Below are 22,887 nucleotides of genomic sequence, written 5' to 3'. Positions count from 1 at the left end.
GCGTGGCCTGGCAAGGCGGCGGGCCGGGGCGCTGAGTGTGTGCAGGCCGCGCGGGTTGGCGCGGCAAGGGGAAATTCAATGACCCGTTTCTTGACATCGGGCCTGGGCTGCGCTGCGCCTGGGCATTCTCGACCTGCCGGCTGCCTGGCCAGTGTGGCGCTGGCCTGCGCCAGCCTGTGCGCGCCGGCGCTGGCCCAGCAGCCGGCTGCGGTCGATGCGGTGGCGACGCTCGATGAGGTGTTCGTCACCGCCACGGCCCGCCCTGAGGAGCGCAGCCGCATCGCCGGCACGACCCAGGTGATCGGGCGCGAGGCGATCGAACATTCGTCGGCGCGCTCGGTGACGGATTTGCTGGCCGAGCACGCCGTGGGCTTTTTCAGCGAGTGGACGGCGGCGCAGACTTCGATGAATCTACGCGGCGCGGCCACCGATGGCCAGGGGCGCGACTTTCGCAGCCAGGTGCTGGTGCTGGTCAATGGCCGCCGCGCGGGCACGGCCAATCTCTCCAAGCTCAGCCCGGCCGAGGTCGAGCGCATCGAGATCGTGCGCGGCCCATCCTCAGTGCTGTACGGCAGCCAGAACATGGGCGGCATCGTCAACGTCATCATGAAAAGCGGCCAGGGCCAGCCGCCTGCCAGTGTGCAGCTGCGCGGCGGCTCCTGGGGGCAGTACCACGCCCAGGCGCAGACCAGCGGCGCCAGCGGCAACATGGATTGGTTCGTCGGCGTCTCCGCCGGCGGGCGCGAGGATTACGACAGCGGCCTGGGCCACCGCATGGAAAACACCGCCTGGCGCCGCCGTGGCGCCAGCGCCGCCTGGGGCTGGCAGCTGAACGAGCAGCACCGGCTGGATGTGAACCTGCGCACCGATGGCATCTTCGATGCGGGCTTTCGCGGCTCGGGCGCCAACACCTTGAGCCGGGACAACCGCTCCAACCGCTCGCTGGATCTGGTCTATGACGGCGCCAGCGCCGATCAGCGCCTGGGCTGGACGGCGCACCTGTACCGCCTCAAGGACATGGACGAGTTCAACTGGGCTTCGCCGGTGATCCGCTCGGGCAGCAACCCTGCGCCGGGCACAGCGCGCGACTACAACCGCCGCAACCTCGATGCCACGGGCGCGCGCCTGCATGCGCGCGCGGCGCTCACGCCCAGCAACGACTTGCTGCTGGGCTACGACACCGAGCGCAGCAAGCTGCGCTCGCAGCGCGAGCGCCTGCCCGTGCCCGGCGGCCCCGCCCGGCAGGTGCCGCCCATCGATTACAACCAGACCGAGCAGGTGCATGCGCTGTACTTCGAGGACGCGCAGCGCCTGCTCGATGACCGCCTGACGCTGCGCGGCGGCCTGCGCAAGACCTGGGGCCGCACGCATTTTGACGACACCCCGCACCTGGCGGCGCAGCGCGCGGCGGCGCGCTCCTACGACGCGCTGACCTGGTCGCTGGGCGCCACCTACCGCTTGAGCGAGCAAACCAGCCTGCGGGCGCTGGCGGCCACGGGCTTTCGCGCGCCCACGGCCACCGAGCTGGCCGCAGACTTCACCGCGCTGGGCGGCGGGCGCAGCTTTGGCAACCCGAACCTCAAGCCCGAGCGCGCGCGCCAGCTGGAAGTGGGCGCGACCTGGCAGGGCGCGGCCTGGCGGCTCGATGGCGCGCTGTTCCAGAACACCATCAGCGATCGCATCATCACCATCTCGCGCGGGCCGGGCACCAACACCTCGGACTACGGCAACAACCGCGCCAACATCGTCGCGCGCGGCCTGGAGGTCAGCGCGCACTTGCGCCTGGATCAGGCCCTGGGCTGGGGCGCGGGCGCACCGGCGCTGAGCCTGTTCGGCCACGGCTACTACCACTTCACCATGCAGGACAAGGGCGCCGCCGCTGCGCTGGCCAGCCAGCGCGTGCAGCGCATGTACCGCCACGCGCTCTCGGCCGGGCTGCGCTACGGCCAGGGCCGCGAGGGCAGGCCCGGCGCCTGGAATGTGCAGCTGGCGGGCATTCTGCGCGGGCCGATGTGGTACGACACGGAGGAGTCGCTGCTGATCCCGCAGGCCGAGCCGCGCCGCGCCTTCCTGCACCGCAAGGGCAGCTTCACGGTCTGGAACCTGCGCGGCCAGTACCAGCTCAGCCAAAGCCTGCGCCTGTTTGCGGCGGTCAACAACCTGCTGGACAAGAACCAGCACCCGATCTTCATCTCCACCGACCGCGGCGCGGCCTGCATCTCTGATCGGCGCTTCCAGAACGGCGGCTGCGGCACCTCCATGCCCGGGCGCGAATTCCAGCTTGGCCTGGAGGCGCGTTTTTGAGCGCCAGCGGCCGCCGCAGGGGGAGGGCGGATTTGCGCGGGCTGTGCGCAGCGCTGCTGCCCGCGCTGGCCTGGTCAGCCTGGCCTGCCTGGGCCAGCGGCGCGGCGCCAGCCGATCCAGCCAGCGGGGCCAGCCCCTGGCTGGCGCACTGCCTGCATGAGCAGGCCGCAAAGCCCGCAGCCAGCGCCCCCGTGCTGCTGCGCGATGCGCTGGGGCGCGAGGTGGCGCTGCCGCGCCCGCCGCAGCGCATCGTGACGATCTTTTCCTCCAACACCGAGCTGGTGGCCTATCTGGGCCTGGCCGGGCGCATCGTCGGCGTGGAGGACTACACCCGCTACCCCAAGGCCGTGCTGGGCCTGCCCAAGGTGGGCGGGCGGCTGGGCTTTTCGGTCGATGCCGTCACCGCGCTGGCGCCTGAGCTGGTCATCGTCACCCCGGCGCGCCAGGCTGCGCACCAATTGGTCGAGCCCATGCAGCGCATCGGCGTGCCGGTGATGGTGCTGCTCAGTCGTTCCGTGGGCGAGGTGCTGGACAACCTGCGCCTGGTGGCCCGCGCCGCCGGCGTGCCAGAGCGGGGCCAATGCCTGGCGGCGCAATTGCAGGCGCGGCTCGATCGCATCGCCCGCAGCGTGCCGCCGGGGGCCGCGCCCAGCGCCGTGCTCATCACCGGCCGCATGGGCAATGGCATGTTGCTGGTGGCCCGGCCCGGCAGCTACACGGCCGAGGCCGTTGAGCTTGCCGGCGCGCGCCACGCCCTGCAAGGCCTGGGGCCGCTGGCCCAGGTCTCGCCCGAGGCCGTGCTGGCCGCCGCGCCCGAGGTGCTGCTCTTTGCCGGCACCCAGGCGGCCTTTGACGAGCTGCTGCAAAGCCCCGGCTGGCGCGACCTGCCGGCCGTGCGCGCCGGGCGCACGCTGACGGTGGCGCGCGCCGAATTCCTCATCCCTGGCCCGCGCACCATCGACGGCATCGAAAAACTGTTTCAGGCCCTGCACCCGCAACGCGCCGGCCAGCTGCTGCCCGGCGCGGCGCAGGCCGCGCCCGCGCCCACGCCCGCGCCCACGCCCACGCCCACGCCCACGCCCACGCCCACGCCCACGCCCACGCCGCCATGACGCTTGCGAGTCCTTTGGTTGACGCTGCCCAGGCCCAGACCCGCTGGCGGCGCTTTCTTGCCCTGAGCGCGGCCCTGTTGGCGCTGGCGCTGCTGCTGGCCGCCTGCGCCGGGCACCGCTGGGCCAGCCCGGCGGCCGCGCTGGCCGCGCTGGGCGGCGACGAGGCCCTGAGCAGCCGCCTGCTGCTGCAATGGCGCCTGCCGCGCGTGCTGGCTGCCGCCCTGGTCGGGGCCTTGCTCGGGCTGTCGGGCGCGATCTTCCAAGGGGTGTTTCGCAACCCGCTGGCCGAGCCTTATCTGCTGGGCGCCTCCGGTGGCGCGGCGCTGGGCGCCAGCGTGGCATTGCTGGTGCCGCTGGGCCTGCCCAGCGCCTGGCTGCTGCCCGCGCTGGCCTTTGCCGGCGCCTGGGGCGCGACGCTGCTGGTGCTGGGTGTGGCCCGGGTGGCCGGCGCGCTGGATGCGGCCGGCATGCTGCTGGCTGGCGTGGCCATCGCCGCCGTGCTGGGCGCGCTGCGCTCGTTTTTGATGTTGGCGCTGTCGGACGAAACCGTCAGCCTGCAAGTGGTGATGAGCTGGATGCTCGGCGGCATCCAAACCCCCAGCTGGCCGGGCCTGCTGGGGCTGCTGGCGGCTACGCTGGGCTGCGCCTTCATGGCCCAGCGCACCGCGCGCGGGCTGGATTTGCTGGGCCTGGGGCCGCAGCTGGCGCAGGGCTTTGGCCTGAACGTGACGCGCTTCGTGCCCTGGGCCGTGGTGGCCGGCGCGCTGACCGTGGCCGTGGCGGTGGCCTGGGGCGGGCTGGTGGCCTTCGTGGGCCTGGCCGCGCCGCACATCGCCCGCTGGCAGGTCGGGGCGCTGCACCGCCACGTGCTGCCCGCCTCGGCCCTGATCGGCGCCATCGTCGTCACCCTGGCCGATGCGCTGGCGCGCTCCGTGCTGCCCCCGGCCGAGGTGCCGCTGGGCCTGGTCACGGCCCTGGCCGGCGGGCCGTTTTTCATCATCTTGCTGGCGCGCCGGCTGCGGCAATGATGGCAATGAGCATGGTGTTTGAGTCTGATCGCCAGCCTGGCGCCCATCCTGCAGCGGACAGCGCATCGCCGGCCCTGGCCCTGCATGGCGTGCGGCTGCGTCGCCAGCAGCGCCAGGTGCTGGCAGGCATCGACGTGCAGCTGCCAGCGCGCGGCGCCGTGGCCCTGGTGGGGCCCAATGGCGCGGGCAAGTCCAGCCTGCTGTCGGTGCTGGCCGGCCTGAGCGCCCCCGATGCCGGGCAGGTGCTGCTGCATGGCCGGCCGCTGGCGGCCATGCCGGTGGCCGAGCGCGCCCGCCACATCGGCTACATGCCGCAGCAATTCACGCCGCATTGGGATTTGACGGTGCAGGAGCTGCTGCAGGTGCGCCTGGCGCTGCAGCCCGGGCTGGGCCAGAGCCCGGCGCAGCTGCTGCAGGCCCAGGGCCTGGGCGCGTTTGCGTCGCGGCGCTGGTCCAGCCTCTCGGGTGGCGAGCAGGCGCGCGTGCTGCTGGCCACCGTGCTGGCGGCGCAGCCGCCCATCCTGCTGGCCGATGAGCCGGGCGCGGCGCTGGACGTGCGCCACCGCCTGGAGCTGGTGCATACGCTGGCCCAGCGCGGGCGCACGCAGCTGGTGGTCGTGGTCATGCACGATCTGGAGCTGGCCTTGCAGTGCTTTGGGCGCATCCTCGTCATGGCCCAGGGGCGCATCGTGCTCGACGGTGGCCCGGAGCTGGCCTTGGACGAGCGCCTGGATGCGCATTTCGGCGTGCGCTTTGAGCGCATCGGCACGCCGCCGCAGGTGCTGCTGCGCGCGCAGTGGCCCGCTCAATGGCCGATCTCGTGAATGAACAGGCCCAGAAAACGCGATCCACAACCATGGCCCGAGACTTTTCCCATCCCCCCACTTACCCCCCTGTCCAGCCCTTGCGCATCGACCTGGCCGGCTGGTCGCGAGAGGCCACGCAAGGCCCGCACCGGGAATTTCTGGCCTTGTTCGAGCAGGCCGAAGCATTGGGCTACGACGGCGTCTGGTTCCATGAATTTCGCCTGCAAGAGCAGGCCTGGCCTTACCCCTGCCCGATGCTGCTGGCCGCCGCCGTGCTGGCGCGCACGCAGCGCCTGCGCGTGGGCAGCTCGGTGCTGGTGGCGCCGCTGCACCGGCCGCAGCTGTTGGCCGAGCAGGTGCAGCAACTGCAATTCCAAAGCGGCGGACGTTTTGACGCTGGCATTGGCCGCGGCACCGACCCGGCCACCTTGCAGCAACTGGGCATCGCCCCCGAGCAGGCGCGCGAGAGCATGGAGCGCTGCGTGCTGGCGCTGCAGCAGGCCCTCTCAACCGAAGCCAGCGACGCCAGCGCGCTGCCGCTGTACCTGGCGGCCAGTTCTGAAGAAAGCATTGCCTTTGCCGTGGCCCAGCGCATCGCCTTGCTGCTGAGCCTGGAGCCGCCCGAGACCGTGCAACTCGAACGCCTGGACGCCGCCTGCGCCCAGCAAGGCCGCCACCCAGAGGCCCAGGCCCTGCGGCAGCGCTCGCCCATCTCGCGCTACGTCGTCATCGGCGCCACGGCGCAAGACGTGCAGGCCCAATTGCAGGCCCTGTGGCCCAAGCTCTGGCAGCGCCGCCTGTACTTTGCCGCCAAGCGCGGCCAAACACCCGAACAAGTGCCCGCGCTGGACACCGCCAAAGCCCTGCGCGAGCAATTCATCCACGGCACGCCCGAGCAGTGCGTGGCCCAGCTGCGCCAATTGCAACAGCGCACGGGCTGCGCCCATCTGCGCCTGGTCTTCAACGCCAATGGCCTGCTGGACTGGCCGGCGGCCCTGGCCGCCATGCGCCTGTTCGCCCGGGAGGCTATGCCTGCATTGCGCAGCAAAGCGTGAGCCGGGGCATTGTGAAGGGGCCCAGCGCAGCGGCGCTCAGTTGGCGTAGATGGGGGCGGGCTCTGGCGGGGTGATGGGGATGCCGTGCCAGTAGCGCACTGGGGGGGCGCTCACCGGCGGCGCCTGCGGGGGCGTGGGGGCGGGCGCGGCATCCACCTGGACGGTGGTGACGGTGCTCAGCGCAGGTTCGGTTGCGGGGCTGGCGGGCTTGGCGGCAGCAGGCGGGCTGCTGCGGCGATTGAAGCGCACCGGCTGCAGCGGGATTTTGGGCAGGTTGGACAGGCCGGGCCCGCTCTGGCTGGCAGCGGGGATGCGCACCAGATTGTGGCCGCGCCGGGGTGCGGCGGCATGGCCAGTGCTGCCGGGCCGCGCCTTGGCGGCCTGGGGCTGCTGCGTGGCTTGCTGCAGCAGGGCCAGGCGCTGCTCGGGCGAGAGCTGTTGGTAATCGCGCCAGGCCTGGGCCAGGCGCAGCAGCTCGGTCTCGTCCAGGTGCTGGTACTGTTGGCGGATGGCGTGGCGCTGCGGCTCGCTCAGGGCGCCCCACAGGGCGATGTTGCGCACCAAGTGCTGGCGGGCGTGCTCGTCCAGCGACTTGGCCTGCCTGGCAATGGCTTGCCAGCGGCGTTTTTCCGCACTGCTGATGAAGGGCCACAGGGGCTGGAGCCCGGCCAGCAGGGTTTGTTGTTCTTCGGGCAGATCGGCCCAGATCGGGCGGGTGATGTGCAGGCCGCTGGTGACGCTGTCCTGGGTGGTGGTGGGCGCGGGGGTGTCCAGATCGGGCAGGGGCTGGGGGTTGCCCTGCAGGATCAGGGGCCCGGCATAGACGATGCCAGGGGGCAGTGCCGGCGCAAGCAGGGGTTGTTGGAAGCCGGCCCAGCTCAGCGTCAGCAGCAGCAGGCTGGCCAAGCCCAGCGCAGCTGCCGGCCGGTTGCTGCGTGTTTCAGCGGTGGTGGAGGGGATGGGGCGGGCAGTGGATGGCACAGGCGGGCAGGGGGACGGGGGCAAGGCCCCGTATGGTATGGCAGATGTGCGCGGCAGCAGGGCTCTGCCCATGAAGGCCTGGGGCCAGACGGCCCCAGGTGGTGTTCATTGGTTGCCCTGCTGCGGCGCTGAGGCTGGCGGGGCGATGCGCTGGTTTTTCAGGAACTGCTGAAAGCCAGGATCGGACAAGGCCGAGGGCGGCAGCTCATGCGAGAGGATGTGCGTGTCGGTCTGGGCCATCTCGGCGCCTCCGTCATTGCTGACCGCGCCTTGCGTGAACATCACGCCGGCACCGGCGGCAGCCAGGGGCAGCAGGGCCAAGGTTTTTTTCCACCAGGCCATGGCGCGGCGCGGGGCAGGCTGGCTTGTAACGGTGCTGGCTTGCTGCTGGCGCAGCAGGGCCAACTGGTGTGCGGCCATGGCCTGCTGGCGGGCAATGCGCAGGCGCTGGCCAATGTCGTGCCCCATCGGCTGGGCGTGTTCGGCTTGGCGCAAGGCTTTGCCCAGCGCGATGCCGAGGCGCTGGGCCTGTGCGGCGCTGAGGTCCGTGGCGGCGCGCGGCGCGGTCTGATTGTGTGTGTTCATAGTTTGATCCCCGATGCCCCGAGCATTTGGCTCAGGGCCTGCACGGCGCGGTGGCAATGGGTTTTCACGCTGCCCTCGGAACACCCCATGGCCGCTGCCGTTTCTGCAACATCCATATCTTCCCAGTAACGCATGATGAAGGCTTCGCGTTGACGCGCCGGCAGCTTGCCGATGGCGTCTTCGATCATCTCGAACACCTGCTTGCGCTCGGTGGCCGATTCGGCGCTTTCGCACTGCTGCGCCTGACCTGGGCCAATGTGGTGCTCCAGCAGCGAGAACTGGTCTTTCTCATCGGCGCCGCTGCGCTCGAAATCACTGAAGTTGCTGATGACGGCTTTGCGCGTTTTCTGCCGCCGGAACCAGTCCATCGTGGTGTTGATGAGGATGCGGCTGAAGAGCATGCGCATCTCCTCGATGGGCTTGTCGGCGTAGTGCTCGGCCAGGCGCAGCATGCTGTCTTGCACGATGTCCAAGGCAGCGTTTTCGTCCTTGACGTGAAACAGCGCGCGCTTGTAGGCGCGCTTTTCCACGTCACGAAGGAAATCTGCAAATTCTTGTTCCGAGGCCAAAGCAGACTTGGAAAGAGTGGGCGCAACCGTCGAAGGCAGCGCAAAACCTGCACCGCTCGCAGCGGGCAGGACAAGAGTTGGGCGGGCGGGCAAGGCCCAGGGCCGCATGGCGCAATGCAGGCGCTGGATGGCGCTGGCATCGCCAGGGCGGCATTGTGCCAAGAGAAACCAGCCGCAGCGCGCAGAACGCAGGCGGGCAGCGGCTATCGCCGCAGCGACAGAATTTTCGGTCGCACTGCCCGGGACGTTTGCAATTCAATGCAATAATGCGCGCTTTTCCTCCATCCTCCCACAGTCAAACGGAGTGTGGTGGGGCCAAGGCGGCGCGGCCGCGACGGTGCCCGCAATCACATTCTCAAGTCCTGAGCCTGCTTCACAAGAGTCCGGGTGAGGGGCACCGAAGGTTTTTCATTTCGAAAATCTCAGAAGGTTCATCCATGGAAATCTCCAAGACAGAAACCACTGCTGCGGCGCAGGCCGTGCAGCAATCGAGCGCGCCTGTCGAATTGATGGGCGCAGAAATTCTGATGAAGGCGCTGGCCGCCGAAGGGGTCAAGCACATCTGGGGCTATCCAGGCGGGGCGGTGCTCTACATCTACGACGCGCTGTACCGGCAGGAGCAGGTGCAGCACGTGCTGGTGCGCCACGAGCAGGCGGCCGTGCATGCGGCCGATGGCTACGCCCGCGCAACGGGCGAGGTGGGCGTGGCGCTGGTGACCTCCGGCCCGGGCCTGACCAATGCGGTCACGGGCCTGGCCACGGCCTATATGGACAGCATTCCGCTGGTGGTGATCTCCGGCCAGGTGCCGGCGCCGTCGATCGGGCAGGATGCCTTCCAGGAGTGCGACACGGTGGGCATCACGCGGCCCGTGGTCAAGCACAACTTCCTGGTCAAGCGCGCCGAGGACGTGGCCATCATCGTCAAGAAGGCATTCCACATTGCGCGCTCGGGCCGCCCCGGCCCGGTGGTGATCGACATCCCCAAAGACGTGTCGTTCAAGAAAGTGCCCTATACCGGCTACCCGGAAACCGTCGAGATGCGCTCGTACAACCCGGTGCGCAAAGGGCATACCGGGCAGATTCGCAAGGCCATGCAGTACCTGCTGGCAGCCAAGCGGCCCTACATTTACGTGGGCGGCGGGGCAATCCTGGGCAATGCCACGCAGGAAGTGCGCGCGCTGGCCGACCGCCTGGGCTACCCGGTGACGAACACGCTGATGGGGCTGGGGGCCTTCCCGGCTTCCGACCCGAAGTTCCTGGGCATGCTGGGCATGCACGGCACGGTCGAGGCCAACAACGCCATGCAGCACTGCGATGTGTTGATTGCCATTGGCGCGCGCTTTGACGACCGCGTCATCGGCAACCCCAAGCACTTTGCGCAGAACGAGCGCAAGATCATCCACATCGACGTCGACCCTTCGGTGATCTCCAAGCGCGTCAAGGTGCAGGTGCCCATCGTGGGCGACTGCAAGGACGTGCTCACCGAGCTGCTGAACATGCTCGAGGAGACCGACGAGAAGCCCGACGCCCAGGCGCTCAAGGCCTGGTGGGCAATGATCGAAGGCTGGCGCGAGCGCAAATGCCTGGACTACGACCGCGCCAACAAGGACGTCATCAAGCCCCAGTACGTGGTCGAGACGCTGTGGAACATGACGCGCGGCGACGATGTGTACATCACCTCCGACGTTGGTCAGCACCAGATGTGGGCTGCGCAGTACTACCGCTTCGACGAGCCGCGCCGCTGGATCAACTCCGGCGGCCTGGGCACCATGGGCGTGGGCATCCCGTATGCGATGGGCATCAAGCTGGCCAAGCCCAAGAGCGAGGTGTTCTGCATCACCGGCGAAGGCTCGGTGCAGATGTGCATCCAGGAGCTCTCCACCTGCCTGCAATACAACACGCCGATCAAGATCTGCGCGCTGAACAACCGCTACCTGGGCATGGTGCGCCAGTGGCAGGAGATCGAGTACTCGGGCCGCTACAGCCAGAGCTACATGGACGCGCTGCCCAACTTCGTCAAGCTGGCCGAGGCCTATGGCCACGTGGGCCTGCTGATCGAGCGCCCGCAGGACGTGGAAGGCGCCTTGCGCGAGGCGCGCAAGCTCAAGGACCGCACGGTGTTTCTGGACTTCCGCACCGACCCCAGCGAAAACGTCTTCCCGATGGTGCAGGCCGGCAAGGGCATTACCGAAATGCTGCTCAGCGCCGAAGACCTGTAAGCCAGTCATGGCGCCAGGGTGGCCACACCATGCCATGCCTCTGGCCCGTGCCTTGCCACAGCAGGCCCTGGCTGGCCGGGCACCTGGTGCAGCCGGGCGCGGGCCAGCCCTATTCAGACATCCATTCAAACATCCATTTTTCCCCTGAGGGATGAGTCAATTGCTTGCCAAGCCTGGCCATTACCGTGGCCGGGGGAGGGCGGCGAAAAGAGGAGTTCTTTCATGCGACACATCATTGCCGTGCTGCTCGAGAACGAGCCCGGTGCACTCTCGCGCGTCGTCGGGCTGTTTTCCGCCCGCGGCTACAACATCGAATCGCTCACCGTGGCCCCCACCGAGGATCCTTCGCTCTCGCGCATGACGATCCAGACCGTGGGCTCGGACGACACCATCGAGCAAATCACCAAGCACCTCAACCGCCTGATCGAGGTGGTCAAGGTCGTGGATCTGACCGATGGCGCCTACACCGAGCGCGAACTGATGATCGTCAAGGTGCGCGCCGCCGGCAAGGAGCGCGAGGAAATCAAGCGCACCACCGACATCTTCCGCGGGCGCATCATCGATGTGACCGACAAGAGCTACACCATCGAGCTGACGGGCGACCAGGGCAAGATCGACGCCTTCCTGGGCGCGCTGGATCGCTCGGCCATCCTCGAGACCGTGCGCACCGGCCCCAACGGCATTGGCCGTGGCGAGCGTGTGCTGCGGCTCTGAACAGGCTCTGAGCAGGCTGCGGGCATCCCGCCGCGCATGGCGCGCGCCTGCAACGCATTCAAGAAAGACGGCTGCCGGCCGCGCTGGGCGGCAACCTATCCAGACCTTTTTTTCGACCAGGAGAGCAAACCCATGAAAGTGTTTTACGACAAAGACTGTGATCTGAGCCTCATCAAAGGCAAGACGGTGGCCATCATCGGCTATGGCAGCCAGGGCCATGCCCACGCCCAGAACCTCAACGACAGCAAGGTCAAGGTCATCGTCGGCCTGCGCAAGGGCGGCGCCTCCTGGTCCAAGGCCGAGAAGGCCGGCCTGAAAGTCATGGAAGTGGCCGCCGCCGTCAAGAAAGCCGACGTGGTGATGATCCTGCTGCCCGATGAGGACATTGCCGCCGTCTACAAGGAGCAGGTCGAGCCCAACATCAAGAAGGGTGCCTCGCTGGCCTTTGCGCACGGCTTCAACGTGCACTATGGCCAGGTCGTGCCGCGCGCCGACCTGGATGTGTGGATGGTCGCGCCCAAGGCCCCCGGCCACACCGTGCGCAATACCTACACGCAAGGCGGCGGCGTGCCGCACCTGGTGGCTGTGCACCAGGACAAGTCCGGCAAGGCGCGCGATCTGGCCCTGTCTTACGCCATGGCCAATGGCGGCGGCAAGGCCGGCATCATCGAGACCAACTTCAAGGAAGAAACCGAGACCGACCTGTTCGGCGAGCAGGCCGTGCTCTGCGGTGGCGCTGTGGAGCTGATCAAAATGGGCTTTGAGACCCTGGTCGAAGCCGGCTACGCCCCTGAGATGGCCTACTTCGAATGCCTGCACGAGCTCAAGCTCATCGTCGATCTGATCTACGAAGGCGGCATCGGCAACATGAACTACTCCATCTCCAACAACGCCGAGTATGGCGAGTACGTCACCGGCCCGGAGGTCATCAACGAAGAATCGCGCAAGGCCATGCGCCATGCGCTCAAGCGCATCCAGAACGGTGAATACGCCAAGATGTTCATCCAGGAAGGCCGCCTGAACTACCCCTCGATGACGGCGCGCCGCCGCAACACGGCCGACCACCAGATCGAGCAGGTCGGCGCCCAGCTGCGCTCCATGATGCCCTGGATCGCCAAGAACAAGCTGGTGGACAAGGCCAAGAACTGAGGCTGACTCTGTACGAATCTCGCGGCCAGGCATTCATCTGCGGATTCGTAAGGCTTGTGTTTCTGGATTGGCAGAACAGGCCCAGATGCAAGCAAAACCTCGCCGGGTCAATGGGCCCGGCGAGGTTTTTTTGCCTTGCATCCATGTCTGCTGCTTGAGGGCTGTGGACTTTGGGGGCAGTTCCCCCTGTGTGGATGTGGTGCGCAGGCACTGCTTCTTTGACTGCCCGCGCCCTGATCGCATGCGCCGCCTCAGCCGTGCGCGCGCAGTTCCCGCGCGCAGCGCCGCCTGCCAGCCCCATCCAGCAGCGCCTGCCTTTTCTCACCGCGACACAGCTTGTCGCACATATTCCAATAATGGGTGACCTGTCAATGCGAAAGGAGCAGGTATGTCCCATTCCTCCAGGCGTCGATCCCGATGTGTCGAGGCTGACGAGTCCATTGTGCGGCTCTGGATACTGCGCTTGCTGGTGCCGCTGGGCATGTACCGCGAAGCATTGGGTGCACATGGGCTGTGCGACAGCAGGCTGGCTTTGGCGCTGGGCATGCGCCATTGGCTGGAGAGCGATTACGAGGCCGACCCCAGGCGCGAACTGATGGAGCTGCGGCGGCTGCACCAGCAAGCAGAGCGAGCCCACGGCAGCGCCGCGCCGCCGCAGCTGCTGCGCGATAACGCCAACCGGCTGGCGACCTTGGTGGGTTTGAACGCGACCGAATGCCGATTGCTGGAATTCACGGTCATGCTTGGCATGGAGCGGGTGCTGGAGGACACGGCCGACCTGCTGGGCAATTTGTCCTCGGCCAAGGCTTTTCATGCGCTGTCCGTGGTGTTGCACTTGCCGGAAGCGGACATTCGCACCGCCCTGAGCGCGCAAGGCGCGCTGGCGCGCTCAGGCCTGTTGGTGCTGGACAAGTCCAGCCAGCGCCTGCGCTACAAGCTGAACCTGCTTTCGGACGGCTTTGCCGACACGATGGTCAGCACCCAGGCCCATGCGGGCGATCTGCTGCGCGGCATGGTCGCGCCCGTAACGCCTGGCCATTTGCAGCTTGCCGACTACGCGCACGTGCAAGACTCACTGAATATCCTGCTGCCTTACTTGCGCCGCGCCCTGGCCCAAGGGCGCAGGGGCGTCAACATCTTCTTGCACGGCGCGCCGGGCACGGGCAAAAGCCAGCTGGCGCGTGTGCTGGCGCAGGTCTTGGGCTGCGAGCCGTTCGAGATTGCCAGCGAGGATGAAGACGGCGACCCCATTGACGGCCATCGCCGCCTGCGCGCCTTTCGCGCTGCGCAGAGCTTTTTTGCGCAGCGCAAGGCCTTGCTGGTGTTCGATGAGGCGCAGGACGTGTTTGACGATGGCGATGGCCTGCGGGGCAAAAGCACTGCCCAGCTGCGCAAGGCCTGGATCAACCGCATGCTGGAAGAAAACCCCGTGCCTGCGCTGTGGCTGTCCAACGCCATTGACGGTCTGGATCCGGCCTTTGTGCGCCGCTTTGACATGGTGCTGGAGCTGCCCGTGCCGCCCAAGAAGCAGCGCGAGCGCATCCTGCGCGAACACTGCGCCGACTTGCTCGACGCCCGCCAGATCGAGCGCCTGGCCCAGGCCGAAGCACTGGCCCCTGCCGTGGTGACCAGGGCCAGCGCCATCGTGCGGCTGGTGCGCGATGAGCTGGGCTGCCAACCACCGGCGGCGGCCTTGCAGCACCTGATCTCCAGCACGTTGCAGGCCCAGGGGCACCGCCCGCTTGCGCCGCTTGCAGCCCATGGGCCCGATGCCCCGCCCGAAATCTACGACCCCGCCTTCATCCACGCCGATGCCGATCTGGCCGCCATTGCCAGCGGCTTGCAGACTGCGCGCAGCGCCCGCCTGTGCCTGTACGGGCCGCCCGGCTCGGGCAAAACCGCCTATGGCCGCTGGGTGGCCGAGCAACTGGGCGCGCCGCTGATGGTCAAGCGCGCTTCTGACCTGGCCTCCATGTGGGTGGGCGAGTGCGAGAAAAACATTGCCCGCGCCTTCGGGCAAGCGCAGGCCGAAGGCGCGGTGCTGATGATCGACGAGGTCGACAGCTTCCTGCAAGACCGCCGCAGCGCCCAGCGCAGCTGGGAAGTCAGCCAGGTCAACGAAATGCTCACGCAAATGGAGGCGTTCGAAGGGCTGTTCATCGCTTCGACCAACCTCATGCAAGGGCTGGATCCGGCCTCGCTGCGCCGCTTTGATTTGAAAGTCCGATTCGACTTTTTGCGCCCTGAACAGGCCCTTGCCCTGCTGGAAAGATATTGCAAAATATTACAATTCACACCACCTGAAAAAGATGTTGCCATGCGCCTGGCGCGCCTGCGGCAATTGACCCCAGGTGATTTTGCTGCCGTCATGCGTCAGCACCGCTTTCGTCCCATGGCATCTGCGGCCGCGTTGGTCTCGGCCCTGCAAGCCGAATGCGCCCTGAAAGAAGGCGCGCGGCAGGCTGTGGGTTTCATCTGACCACCACTCACTGCTGGCCATGGCCAAACGCCCCGACACGCTGGAGACCGTGCAGCTTGCCATCGAGTTGCTGCGGCGCATCCCCCGCCACCGCAAGATCACCGCCGCCGAGCTGCACCAGCAGCTTCGCGATGCAGGCATCGAGCGCGAGCTGCGCACCATCCAGCGCCAACTGGAAATGCTCAGTGAGCATTTCGAGATCGAGCGCGACGAGCGCAGCAAGCCTTATGGCTATCGCTGGCTGCAGCAGGCCCGCGCCCTGGCCGTGCCCACGCTCACGCCGCAGGAATCCCTGCTGCTGCAACTGGCCGAAGAACATTTGCGCCACCTGCTGCCGCCCAGGCTGATGGGGGCCATGAGCGGCTTTTTCAGCCAGGCGCGGCGCAACCTGGGCCACGAGGCCCATGCGCATCTGGAGCGTCAATGGCCGTACAAAGTACGCGTGGTGGCCACCAGCCAGCCCCTGCTGCCCCCGCGCATCAGGCCCGGCGTGTTCGACACCGTCAGCCAGGCCTTGTACGCCAACTGCTGGCTGGAGCTGGACTACCAGAACGCCAACGGCAAGCGCAGCCGCTTTGACTTCATGCCCCTGGGCCTGGTGCAGCAAGGCGTGCGCCTGTACATCGTGGGCCGCTACCGGGGCTTTGACAACGAGCGCAACCTGGCCCTCAACCGCATCCACAGCGCCGAAATGTCCACCCTGACATTTGAGCGCCCCAAGGGCTTTGACCTCAAGCAATACGACGACGAAGGCCGCTTCGGCTTTGGCGAAGGCCGCCAGATCAGGCTGTGCTTTTGCATTGAGCACGCCGCCGGCCTGCACCTGCTGGAGTCGCCCTTGTCCACCGACCAACAGGCCAGCCAGCGCGCCGACGGCCTGCTGGAGATCAGCGCCACCGTGGTCGACAGCGCCATGCTGGACTGGTGGCTGCGCGGCTTTGGCAGCGCCGTGCGCGAGGTGAGCAAGCAGCCGCTGTGATGGGGCGCTCTGCCTTTTGCCTCAGCTGCTTGCCCCCCAAGACAAGGCCAAATCGCCGCCGCACGGGCGGCCGGCGGCTCAATGCGCCGCAGCCCCGGCTGCGGGCACAGCGCCAGCTTGCGCCTGGGCCAGCAGGCAGCGCAAGGCTGCCAGGGCGGCGCTGGCCTTGCTTTCGGCCGCTTGCTCATCGCCTTGCAGCAGATAGTGGCGCGCCATGCTCAGCGCATTGATGGCGGTGTGAAAGGACTGGATCTGCAGATCGGCTGGGCGGCCTTCGATCAGCTCGATGGGTTGGGCGCTGCCGAGGGTAAAACTGCTAGACTGCGGGCGTTTCATGGCGATGCTCCTGATGGCATGGCTTTCCTGGCAGGCTGTGCTGCACGGCCAGGAGAGCCAATCGCTGTGTGACACGCCGGGGCATTGTTGGCGCAAGGCCCCGGCACTTTTTTGGCTGCATGGTTTTGCAGCTTGTGCCCATCGAGGGCGATGGGCAGCGCTGCTGCAGCGCTTTCCCGGTCATGGCAACGCTGCTGGCGCAGGGCTGTGGACTGGGAAAGTGCCGCTATCGTAGCGGGCAGCTCGGCAGCAAAAAAGGAAAAATTGGTCAGTTTGCCTGCTCTTTTGCGCCCGGGCAGAGATGGTCCGCAGACGCTTGAAACAAACCCTCAGCCCTGCTTGCGCCAGCGGGCGATGAAGAAGCCGTCGGTCTGGTGCAGATGGGGCAGCAGCATCAGCCCCTGCGTGCGGCCTGGCAAGGTGTTGGGGTTGGGCAGCAGATGCGCCAGCCCGTGTTTTTCCAGCAGGGGCGGCCAGCTCTCCTGCGCGAATTGCGGGCGCTTGTTGGCAAAGAGTTGGCAGACGGCTTCGTTCTCGTCGGGCAGCAGGCTGCAGGTGGCGTAGATCAGGTGCCCGCCAGGCTTGAGCAGCGCTGCTGCGGCGCTGAGAATGCGCAGCTGCAGGGCCTGCAGCCTGGGGATTTCCTCGGCCGGCAGATGCCAGGCCAGATCGGGGTGGCGGCGCAGCGTGCCCAGGCCGGAGCAGGGCGCATCGACGAGTACGCGATCGACCTTGCCGTGCAGGCGCTGCAGGCGAGCGTCCGCTTCCGACTGCAGCACCATGGCGTGCACGTTGTGCAGGCCGCTGCGCTGCAGGCGCGGCTGCAGCCGCGCCAGGCGGTGTGCGGAGGTGTCGAAGGCATAGAGGCGGCCGCTGTCGCGCATCATGGCGCCCAGCGCCAGGGTCTTGCCGCCGGCGCCGGCGCAGAAGTCCACCACGGTCTCGCCGCGCTTTGCTTCGCTGAGCAGGGCCAGCAGTTGCGAGCCCTCGTCCTGCACCTCCAGCGTGCCGTTGTGCATCAAGGGGTTTTGGCGCAACGAGGGCTTGCCCGGCAGGCGCAGGCCCCAGGGGGAGTGGGGCGTTGGCTCGCAGGCGATGCCTTGCTCTTGCAGCATGTGCTGCACGATCTGGCGCTTGTGCGCCAGCAGGTTGACGCGCAGATCCAGAGGCGCGCTTTGGCGCAGGGCGTGCATCAGCGGCCAGAAGTGGGCCGTGCCATAGGCGCTCAGCAGTTTCTCGGCCAGCCAGTCGGGCAGGTTGTGCTGGCAGGCCAGGGGCAGGCTGCTGGCCTGGCCTGTTGCTGCGCCTTCCGCTTGCAAGGCGTCAATGCAATGCCCCAGCCATTGCTGGGCAGCGGCGCTGCCGTCCTCTTGGGGCCATTGGCCAGCCCAGTCGCGCGCCTGCTGCAGCACGGCCCGGGCCAGGGCATCGGTGATGGGGGCGGCGGCAGGGTAGGCGGCCTGGGCGGCAGGCGCTGGCGGCTGCTGCGGGTATTGCGCCAGCAGGGCGTGGCTGAGCAGGGCCAGGCGCTCGAAGTGTTGCGCGTCGGGCAGCTGGGGCGTGCTGCCCAGCTTGGCCCAGTATTGCAGCAGGCGCCAAAAGCGCAGCGCGGTGAATGCGGCATTGCCCAGTTGCTGGCGCTCGCGCACCCCTAGCCTGGGGTGCGCCTTGAGAAATTGCAGCAGCACGGCATTGGCCGGCTCTTCAAAGCGTGCGATGCGCTGCAGCAGTGCGCCAGTGGTGGTGAGCAGAAAATGCGGTGGCATGGATCGCCTTGGCCTTGTCTGGGGGGCGTGGGTGATGGGGCGTGGTTTCAGCGCAGCGTCGGCATGATGGCGGCGATGGCGCGGGGGTAGAGCAGGTGCTCCTGCGATTGCACGCGCGCGGCCAGCGTGGCGGCGGTGTCGCCAGGCAGGATGGGCACGGCCGCCTGATCGATGATGGGGCCGGCGTCCAGCTCGGGGATGACCCAGTGCACGGTCGCGCCGGCAAAGCGGCACCCCGCATCCAGCGCGCGCTGGTGGGTGTGCAGGCCGGGGAAGGCTGGCAGCAGCGAGGGGTGGATGTTGATGAGCCGCCCGGAAAACCGGTTCACGAAGGCATCGCCCAGCACCCGCATGAAGCCCGCCAGCGCCACCAGCGCAGGCTGGTGCGCTTCGATGGCCTGGGCCAGCTCGGCATCGAAGGCCTCGCGCGAGGGGTATTGCCGGTGGTCCACAACCTGGGTGGCAATGCCGCGCTCGCGCGCCCATTGCAGGCCGGCGGCATCGGCGCGGTTGCTGATGACGGCGCTGACCTGCGCATTCAGGCGCTGCGGCCATTGCTGTGCGTGCTGGGCCTGCACGATGGCGGCCATGTTCGAGCCAGTGCCAGAGATCAGAATGACGATGTTCTTGCGCTTCATAAGAGGGCTATTCTCGCACCGCGCATTGCCCCGGCCAGGCAGAAACGGGCTGTGGGCTGGGCCGGTGCAGAGTAGGCCAGTCGCTTAACGGACAGATGCGCGGGGCCGGGCCGTGGTACATCTTGCGGCTTGCAGCGCGGCCTCGTTTGGCATGGCATTGGGGCCCTGCCGCGGCCTTGATGAAGCGGCAGGGCATGCTGCGCCGCTGGCTTGTATGGCGCTTTCGCGCCCCATCGATACGAGAGGTTTTATGGAGTTGAGTTTTACCCCGCAACAGCAGGCATTTCGTGAGGAAGTGCGCCAATGGGTGCGCAGCCATCTGCCCCAGGAGCTGGCCCACAAGGTGCACAACAACCTGCGCCTGCACCGCGAGGATTTGCAGGGCTGGGCCAAGATCCTGGGCAAGAAGGGCTGGCTGGGCTATGGTTGGCCCAAGGAGTTTGGCGGGCCGGGCTGGGATGCTGTGCAGCGCCATTTGTTCGAGGAGGAATGCGCGCTGGCCGGGGCGCCGCGCATCGTGCCCTTCGGGCCGGTGATGGTTGCGCCGGTCATCATGGCCTATGGCAATGCCGAGCAGCAAAAGCGCTTTTTGCCCGGCATTGCCAGTGGCGAGGTCTGGTGGAGCCAGGGCTACAGCGAGCCGGGCTCGGGCTCGGACCTGGCCTCGCTCAAGACCCGCGCCGAGCGCGTGGGCGACAAGTACATCGTCAACGGCCAGAAGACCTGGACCACGCTGGGCCAGTATGGCGAATGGATTTTCTGCCTGGTGCGCACCAGCACCGAGGGCAAGCCGCAGACGGGCATTTCCTTCCTGCTGATCGACATGCGCTCGCCCGGCGTGACGGTGCGCCCGATCCGCCTGCTCGATGGCGAGTGCGAGGTCAACGAAGTGTTCTTCGACAACGTCGAGGTGCCGGTGGAAAACCTCATCGGCGAGGAGAATAAGGGCTGGACCTACGCCAAGCACCTGCTCAGCCACGAGCGCACCAACATCGCCGATGTGAACCGCTCCAAGCGCGAGCTCGAGCGCCTCAAGCGCCTGGCCAAGGCCGAGGGCCTGTGGCAGGACCTGCGCATCCGCGACGAGATCGCCAAGCTCGAGGTGGACATCGTGGCGCTGGAGATGCTGGTGCTGCGCGTGCTCTCGGCCGTCAGCTCGGGGCGCAACCCGCTGGACATTGCCGGCTTGCTGAAAATTCGCGGCAGCGAAATCCAGCAGCGCTACTCCGAATTGATGATGCTGGTGGCAGGCCCCTTCAGCCTGCCCTTCATCCAGGAGGCCATGGAGGCGGGCTGGCAGGGCGACTTCCCCGGCGGCGAGGCCGCCCACTCCGTGCTGGCGCCGACCTACTTCAACTACCGCAAGACCACGATCTACGGCGGCTCCAACGAGGTGCAGCGCAACATCGTGGCGCAAACGGTGCTGGGCTGAGCGGCCAAGGCCAGCGCCTGCACCGAAGCACATCACGCTGAACATACCGATACCGGAGAGTTGCATATGGATTTCAATTTCACGCCCGAGCAAGAGCAGTTGCGCGATGCGGTGGGCAAATGGGTGGAAAAGGCCTACGGCTTCGAGCGCCGCCGCGCCATCGTGGCCGAGGGCGGCTTTGACCGCGCGGCCTGGGGTGAGCTGGCCGAGCTGGGCCTCTTGGGCCTGACCGTGGCCGAGCAGGATGGTGGCATGGGCATGGGCGCCGTGGAGGCCATGATCGTGCTCGAAGAGCTGGCCAAGGGGCTGGTGCTCGAGCCCTACGCCCAGGCCCTGATCGCGGCCCAGGCCCTGGCCCATGCGCCCCAGGCGCTGCGCCAGCAGTGGCTGCCCAAATTGGTGCAGGGGCAGGCGCTGATCGTGCTGGCGCACCAGGAAAAGGGCGCCCGCTACCGGCTCGATCAACTTCAGACCCAGGCCGAGCCCCAGGGCCAGGGCTATGTGCTCAACGGGCACAAAAGCCTGGTGCCCGCCGGCGACCATGCGGATGCCTGGATCGTGCCGGCCCTGCTCGATGGCCAGGTAGCGCTGTTCTGGGTGGAGCAAGGCGCCGCAGGGGTGCAAACCCAGGGCTATCTGACCCAGGACGGCAGCCGCGCAGCCGAGCTGCGCCTGCAGGCCAGCCCGGCGCAACTGCTCTGCGCCGCCGGTGATGGCCAGGGCCTGGCGCTGCTGCAGCAACTGGCCGGCATCGGCACGGCCGCCGTGTGCGCCGAGGGTGTGGGCGTGATGGAGCAAACCCTGGCGCTGACGGCCGATTACATGAATCAGCGCAAGCAATTTGGCGTGCCCATCGCCAGCTTCCAGGCGCTGCGCCACCGCATCGCCGACATGAAGATGCAGCTGGAGCTGGGCCGCTCCATGAGCTATTACGCCTGGCTGAAACTGGCCGAGGCGCCTGCAGATGGCACAGGCGCCGGCGATGCGGCCGAGCGCGAGCGCCAACAGGCCCTCTCGCGCGCCAAATACCAGCTGGGGCAAAGCATGCGCTACGTGGGCCAGCAGTCCGTGCAGCTGCACGGCGGCATCGGCGTGACCGATGAATACATCGGCAGCCATTACTTCAAAAAGCTCACGCAGTTGGAAATGTGCTGGGGCGACAGCCTGCACCACCTGGGCATCGTCAGCGAGAACATGCAGGACACGGCGGGCGTGTTCGCATAAAGAAGATCGGGGGCCGGTAAAACCGGCAGACCGCAAGAGCGCGGGCAGGGCCCGCGCCCCCAGGCAAGGCAGCGCATGGCGGCGCTGCCTTGCCGCATAATGCGCCCTTTGCCCAAATTGCACGCATTGGCGTGCCGCGCCCCATGACCTCTGTTTCGTCTGCTGCAGACCAGCTTTCCGCCAACGACCCCTTCATCATCAAGGCCTACCAGCTCTTGGCGCAAAACAAGCTGCAGGAAGTGGCCACACTGCTCAACGAGGCGCAGCGCAACACCCCCTACGACCCGCGCATCTTCATGCTGGGCGCGCGCCTGGCCGAGCAATCGGACAAGCCCAACGAAGCGCTGGAGGCCATGGAGCACGCCACCCGCCTGGCGCCGCAGTGGTGGCCGGCGCAGCTCGAATACGGCCTGCTGCTGGCGCGCCTGGACCGCAACGCCAAGGCGCTGGAGCAGGCCGAGAAGATTTTTGCCCTGGAGTCGCGCGAGCGCATGGTCCTGGCCGGCGTGATCGACATCGCCGTGCGCTGTGGCGACATGGCCCAGGCCGCGCGCTACACCGAGCACGCACTGACGCACTATCCGAGCGACCCGGTGCTGCTGATGAACCTGGCGCGCACCCAGTTCTTCTCGCAGCAGTACGAGGCCGCGCTGCGCAGCTGGAGCGCCGTGCTCGAGCAAGAGCCGGCCAACATGCAGGCGCGCTACGGCCGCCTGCGCACACTGCTGCAAATGGGCCGCAACGATGAGGCCCTGCAAGATGCCCAGCAGCTGCTGGCCCACGCCCCGGACGACGCCGTGTACCGCTACTTCGCCCAGGTGGCCCAGGGCCAGACCCCGCCGACCCAACCTGTGGAGTTGCAGGAGGAATTGTTCGGCGGCCTGGCGCGCCAGTACGACCTGCACATGGTGCGCTACCTGCGCTACGAGCTGCCGCAGCAGACGGCGGCAAAGATCCTGGAGATCTTCCCCGACCGGCGCTTCAACCTGCTCGATCTGGGCTGTGGCACGGGCCTGCTGGGCGTGTGCCTGGGCCGCATCGACGGCGGCATGGTGGGCGTCGATGCCTCTGAAAGCATGATCGCGCAGGCGGCCCGCCACCACGTCTACGACAAATTTCACAAGGTCAACCTGCTCGATGCGGTGCGCGACACGCCCGATGCGCTCTACGAAGTCATCGCCGCGCTGGATGTGTTCCCCTACGTGGGCGACCTGCAGCCGGTGCTGGGCAATGTGCACCGCATCCTGCAGCCCGAGGGCTTTTTCTTCTTCTCCACCGAGGCCGCGCCCGAGCCCGGCACCGACTACGCCCTGCAGGCCAGCACCGGCCGCTATGTGCATGGCCGCGCCTACCTGGAGCGCCTGCTGGAGCAAGCCGGCTTCGCGCTGGCCAGCATCGAGGAGAAAACCCTGCGCTATGAAGCCGGCGAGCCCGTGGCCGGCTTCGTCGTCACGGCGCAAAAAGGGCGCTGACGCTGCGCGCCCCCCATTGCCGCGCTCCCATTGCGGGGC

At 67.6% G+C, this 22,887-nt stretch carries 19 protein-coding genes; 13 read left to right on the top strand and 6 right to left on the bottom strand.

The window, feature by feature from the left end; all coding sequences use genetic code 11:
• Positions 1–78: 78 nt before the first annotated feature.
• The 5 genes from CK625_RS03810 (at position 79) to CK625_RS03790 (ending at position 6,305) form a co-directional block, all read left to right on the top strand.
• Entirely contained in the window at positions 79–2,304 is a 2,226-nt protein-coding gene (locus CK625_RS03810; RefSeq protein ID WP_095538879.1) for a TonB-dependent receptor, read from the top strand.
• On the top strand, positions 2,301–3,416 hold the full coding sequence (locus CK625_RS03805) for an ABC transporter substrate-binding protein (protein ID WP_238945480.1): 1,116 nt from the start codon (positions 2,301–2,303) through the stop codon (positions 3,414–3,416). Before CK625_RS03810 ends, CK625_RS03805 begins: the two co-directional genes overlap by 4 nt.
• Positions 3,413–4,444, top strand: coding sequence for a FecCD family ABC transporter permease (locus tag CK625_RS03800; RefSeq protein ID WP_095538878.1), 1,032 nt, complete (start codon positions 3,413–3,415; stop codon positions 4,442–4,444). The genes CK625_RS03805 and CK625_RS03800 overlap by 4 nt, the downstream gene beginning before the upstream one ends.
• A gap of 11 nt (positions 4,445–4,455) precedes the next feature.
• Entirely contained in the window at positions 4,456–5,268 is an 813-nt protein-coding gene (locus CK625_RS03795; protein WP_095539080.1) for an ABC transporter ATP-binding protein, read from the top strand.
• A gap of 80 nt (positions 5,269–5,348) precedes the next feature.
• Positions 5,349–6,305 carry an LLM class flavin-dependent oxidoreductase gene (locus tag CK625_RS03790; RefSeq protein WP_095538877.1) on the top strand — a complete coding sequence of 319 codons (957 nt, stop codon included), beginning with the start codon at positions 5,349–5,351 and terminating at the stop codon, positions 6,303–6,305.
• 36 nt (positions 6,306–6,341) lie between these two features.
• On the opposite strand, the gene CK625_RS03785 is transcribed toward CK625_RS03790, so the two are convergent.
• The 3 genes from CK625_RS03785 to CK625_RS03775 all read right to left on the bottom strand — a co-directional run bounded on the left by CK625_RS03785 (position 6,342) and on the right by CK625_RS03775 (position 8,440).
• A complete protein-coding gene (locus tag CK625_RS03785) occupies positions 6,342–7,286 on the bottom strand; it encodes a DUF3106 domain-containing protein (RefSeq protein WP_172425079.1) in 945 nt (314 codons plus the stop codon).
• 105 nt (positions 7,287–7,391) lie between these two features.
• Positions 7,392–7,871, bottom strand: coding sequence for a DUF3619 family protein (locus CK625_RS03780; RefSeq protein WP_095538875.1), 480 nt, complete (start codon positions 7,869–7,871; stop codon positions 7,392–7,394).
• A complete protein-coding gene (locus CK625_RS03775) occupies positions 7,868–8,440 on the bottom strand; it encodes an RNA polymerase sigma factor (RefSeq protein ID WP_095538874.1) in 573 nt (190 codons plus the stop codon). Before CK625_RS03775 ends, CK625_RS03780 begins: the two co-directional genes overlap by 4 nt.
• Positions 8,441–8,877: 437 nt before the next feature.
• Between CK625_RS03775 and CK625_RS03770 the strand changes: the two genes are divergently transcribed.
• The 5 genes from CK625_RS03770 (at position 8,878) to CK625_RS03750 (ending at position 15,980) form a co-directional block, all read left to right on the top strand.
• On the top strand, positions 8,878–10,659 hold the full coding sequence (locus tag CK625_RS03770; protein ID WP_095538873.1) for an acetolactate synthase 3 catalytic subunit: 1,782 nt from the start codon (positions 8,878–8,880) through the stop codon (positions 10,657–10,659).
• Between the two features lie 222 nt (positions 10,660–10,881).
• Entirely contained in the window at positions 10,882–11,373 is a 492-nt protein-coding gene (gene ilvN / locus CK625_RS03765) for an acetolactate synthase small subunit (RefSeq protein WP_095538872.1), read from the top strand.
• A gap of 132 nt (positions 11,374–11,505) precedes the next feature.
• A complete protein-coding gene (ilvC, locus tag CK625_RS03760) occupies positions 11,506–12,522 on the top strand; it encodes a ketol-acid reductoisomerase (protein WP_095538871.1) in 1,017 nt (338 codons plus the stop codon).
• Between the two features lie 388 nt (positions 12,523–12,910).
• A complete protein-coding gene (locus tag CK625_RS03755) occupies positions 12,911–15,001 on the top strand; it encodes an ATP-binding protein (RefSeq protein ID WP_172425078.1) in 2,091 nt (696 codons plus the stop codon).
• Between the two features lie 19 nt (positions 15,002–15,020).
• The gene (locus CK625_RS03750) at positions 15,021–15,980 is read left to right on the top strand and encodes a helix-turn-helix transcriptional regulator (RefSeq protein ID WP_095538870.1); all 960 of its coding nucleotides are present in this window, start codon (positions 15,021–15,023) and stop codon (positions 15,978–15,980) included.
• Positions 15,981–16,058: 78 nt separating this feature from the next.
• Here the strand turns inward: CK625_RS03750 and CK625_RS03745 are convergent, their stop codons facing one another.
• From CK625_RS03745 to purN, 3 genes are all read right to left on the bottom strand, one after another.
• Complete coding sequence (locus CK625_RS03745; protein WP_143326169.1) at positions 16,059–16,316, bottom strand: hypothetical protein; 258 nt, start codon at positions 16,314–16,316, stop codon at positions 16,059–16,061.
• A 329-nt stretch (positions 16,317–16,645) separates the two neighbouring features.
• Complete coding sequence (locus tag CK625_RS03740; RefSeq protein ID WP_095538868.1) at positions 16,646–18,082, bottom strand: RsmB/NOP family class I SAM-dependent RNA methyltransferase; 1,437 nt, start codon at positions 18,080–18,082, stop codon at positions 16,646–16,648.
• Between the two features lie 47 nt (positions 18,083–18,129).
• Positions 18,130–18,720, bottom strand: coding sequence for a phosphoribosylglycinamide formyltransferase (gene purN / locus CK625_RS03735; RefSeq protein WP_095538867.1), 591 nt, complete (start codon positions 18,718–18,720; stop codon positions 18,130–18,132).
• Between the two features lie 250 nt (positions 18,721–18,970).
• Between purN and CK625_RS03730 the strand changes: the two genes are divergently transcribed.
• The 3 genes from CK625_RS03730 (at position 18,971) to CK625_RS03720 (ending at position 22,848) form a co-directional block, all read left to right on the top strand.
• The gene (locus CK625_RS03730) at positions 18,971–20,152 is read left to right on the top strand and encodes an acyl-CoA dehydrogenase family protein (RefSeq protein ID WP_095538866.1); all 1,182 of its coding nucleotides are present in this window, start codon (positions 18,971–18,973) and stop codon (positions 20,150–20,152) included.
• A gap of 66 nt (positions 20,153–20,218) precedes the next feature.
• On the top strand, positions 20,219–21,376 hold the full coding sequence (locus CK625_RS03725; RefSeq protein WP_095538865.1) for an acyl-CoA dehydrogenase family protein: 1,158 nt from the start codon (positions 20,219–20,221) through the stop codon (positions 21,374–21,376).
• Between the two features lie 143 nt (positions 21,377–21,519).
• Positions 21,520–22,848 (top strand): methyltransferase domain-containing protein, encoded by a 1,329-nt coding sequence (locus CK625_RS03720; RefSeq protein WP_143326168.1) that lies wholly within the window; start codon positions 21,520–21,522, stop codon positions 22,846–22,848.
• Positions 22,849–22,887: the final 39 nt, after the last annotated feature.

The sequence above is a fragment of the Vandammella animalimorsus genome (assembly GCF_002285265.1).
Taxonomy (GTDB): Bacteria; Pseudomonadota; Gammaproteobacteria; order Burkholderiales; family Burkholderiaceae_C; genus Lampropedia.
Note: the sequence above shows the minus strand (reverse complement) of the source record. Positions and strands in the feature narration are given on the sequence as shown.

Bases quoted from the DNA above. Each gene is read 5' to 3' on its own strand.
- CK625_RS03810 (WP_095538879.1), top strand. From the start codon at position 79: ATGACCCGTTTCTTGACATCGGGCCTGGGCTGCGCTGCGCCTGGGCAT.
- CK625_RS03800 (WP_095538878.1), top strand. From the start codon at position 3,413: ATGACGCTTGCGAGTCCTTTGGTTGACGCTGCCCAGGCCCAGACCCGC.
- CK625_RS03795 (WP_095539080.1), top strand. From the start codon at position 4,456: ATGGTGTTTGAGTCTGATCGCCAGCCTGGCGCCCATCCTGCAGCGGAC.
- CK625_RS03780 (WP_095538875.1), bottom strand. From the start codon at position 7,871: ATGAACACACACAATCAGACCGCGCCGCGCGCCGCCACGGACCTCAGC.
- CK625_RS03770 (WP_095538873.1), top strand. From the start codon at position 8,878: ATGGAAATCTCCAAGACAGAAACCACTGCTGCGGCGCAGGCCGTGCAG.
- ilvN (WP_095538872.1), top strand. From the start codon at position 10,882: ATGCGACACATCATTGCCGTGCTGCTCGAGAACGAGCCCGGTGCACTC.
- ilvC (WP_095538871.1), top strand. From the start codon at position 11,506: ATGAAAGTGTTTTACGACAAAGACTGTGATCTGAGCCTCATCAAAGGC.
- CK625_RS03755 (WP_172425078.1), top strand. From the start codon at position 12,911: ATGTCCCATTCCTCCAGGCGTCGATCCCGATGTGTCGAGGCTGACGAG.
- CK625_RS03750 (WP_095538870.1), top strand. From the start codon at position 15,021: ATGGCCAAACGCCCCGACACGCTGGAGACCGTGCAGCTTGCCATCGAG.
- CK625_RS03745 (WP_143326169.1), bottom strand. From the start codon at position 16,316: ATGAAACGCCCGCAGTCTAGCAGTTTTACCCTCGGCAGCGCCCAACCC.
- CK625_RS03740 (WP_095538868.1), bottom strand. From the start codon at position 18,082: ATGCCACCGCATTTTCTGCTCACCACCACTGGCGCACTGCTGCAGCGC.
- purN (WP_095538867.1), bottom strand. From the start codon at position 18,720: ATGAAGCGCAAGAACATCGTCATTCTGATCTCTGGCACTGGCTCGAAC.
- CK625_RS03730 (WP_095538866.1), top strand. From the start codon at position 18,971: ATGGAGTTGAGTTTTACCCCGCAACAGCAGGCATTTCGTGAGGAAGTG.
- CK625_RS03725 (WP_095538865.1), top strand. From the start codon at position 20,219: ATGGATTTCAATTTCACGCCCGAGCAAGAGCAGTTGCGCGATGCGGTG.
- CK625_RS03720 (WP_143326168.1), top strand. From the start codon at position 21,520: ATGACCTCTGTTTCGTCTGCTGCAGACCAGCTTTCCGCCAACGACCCC.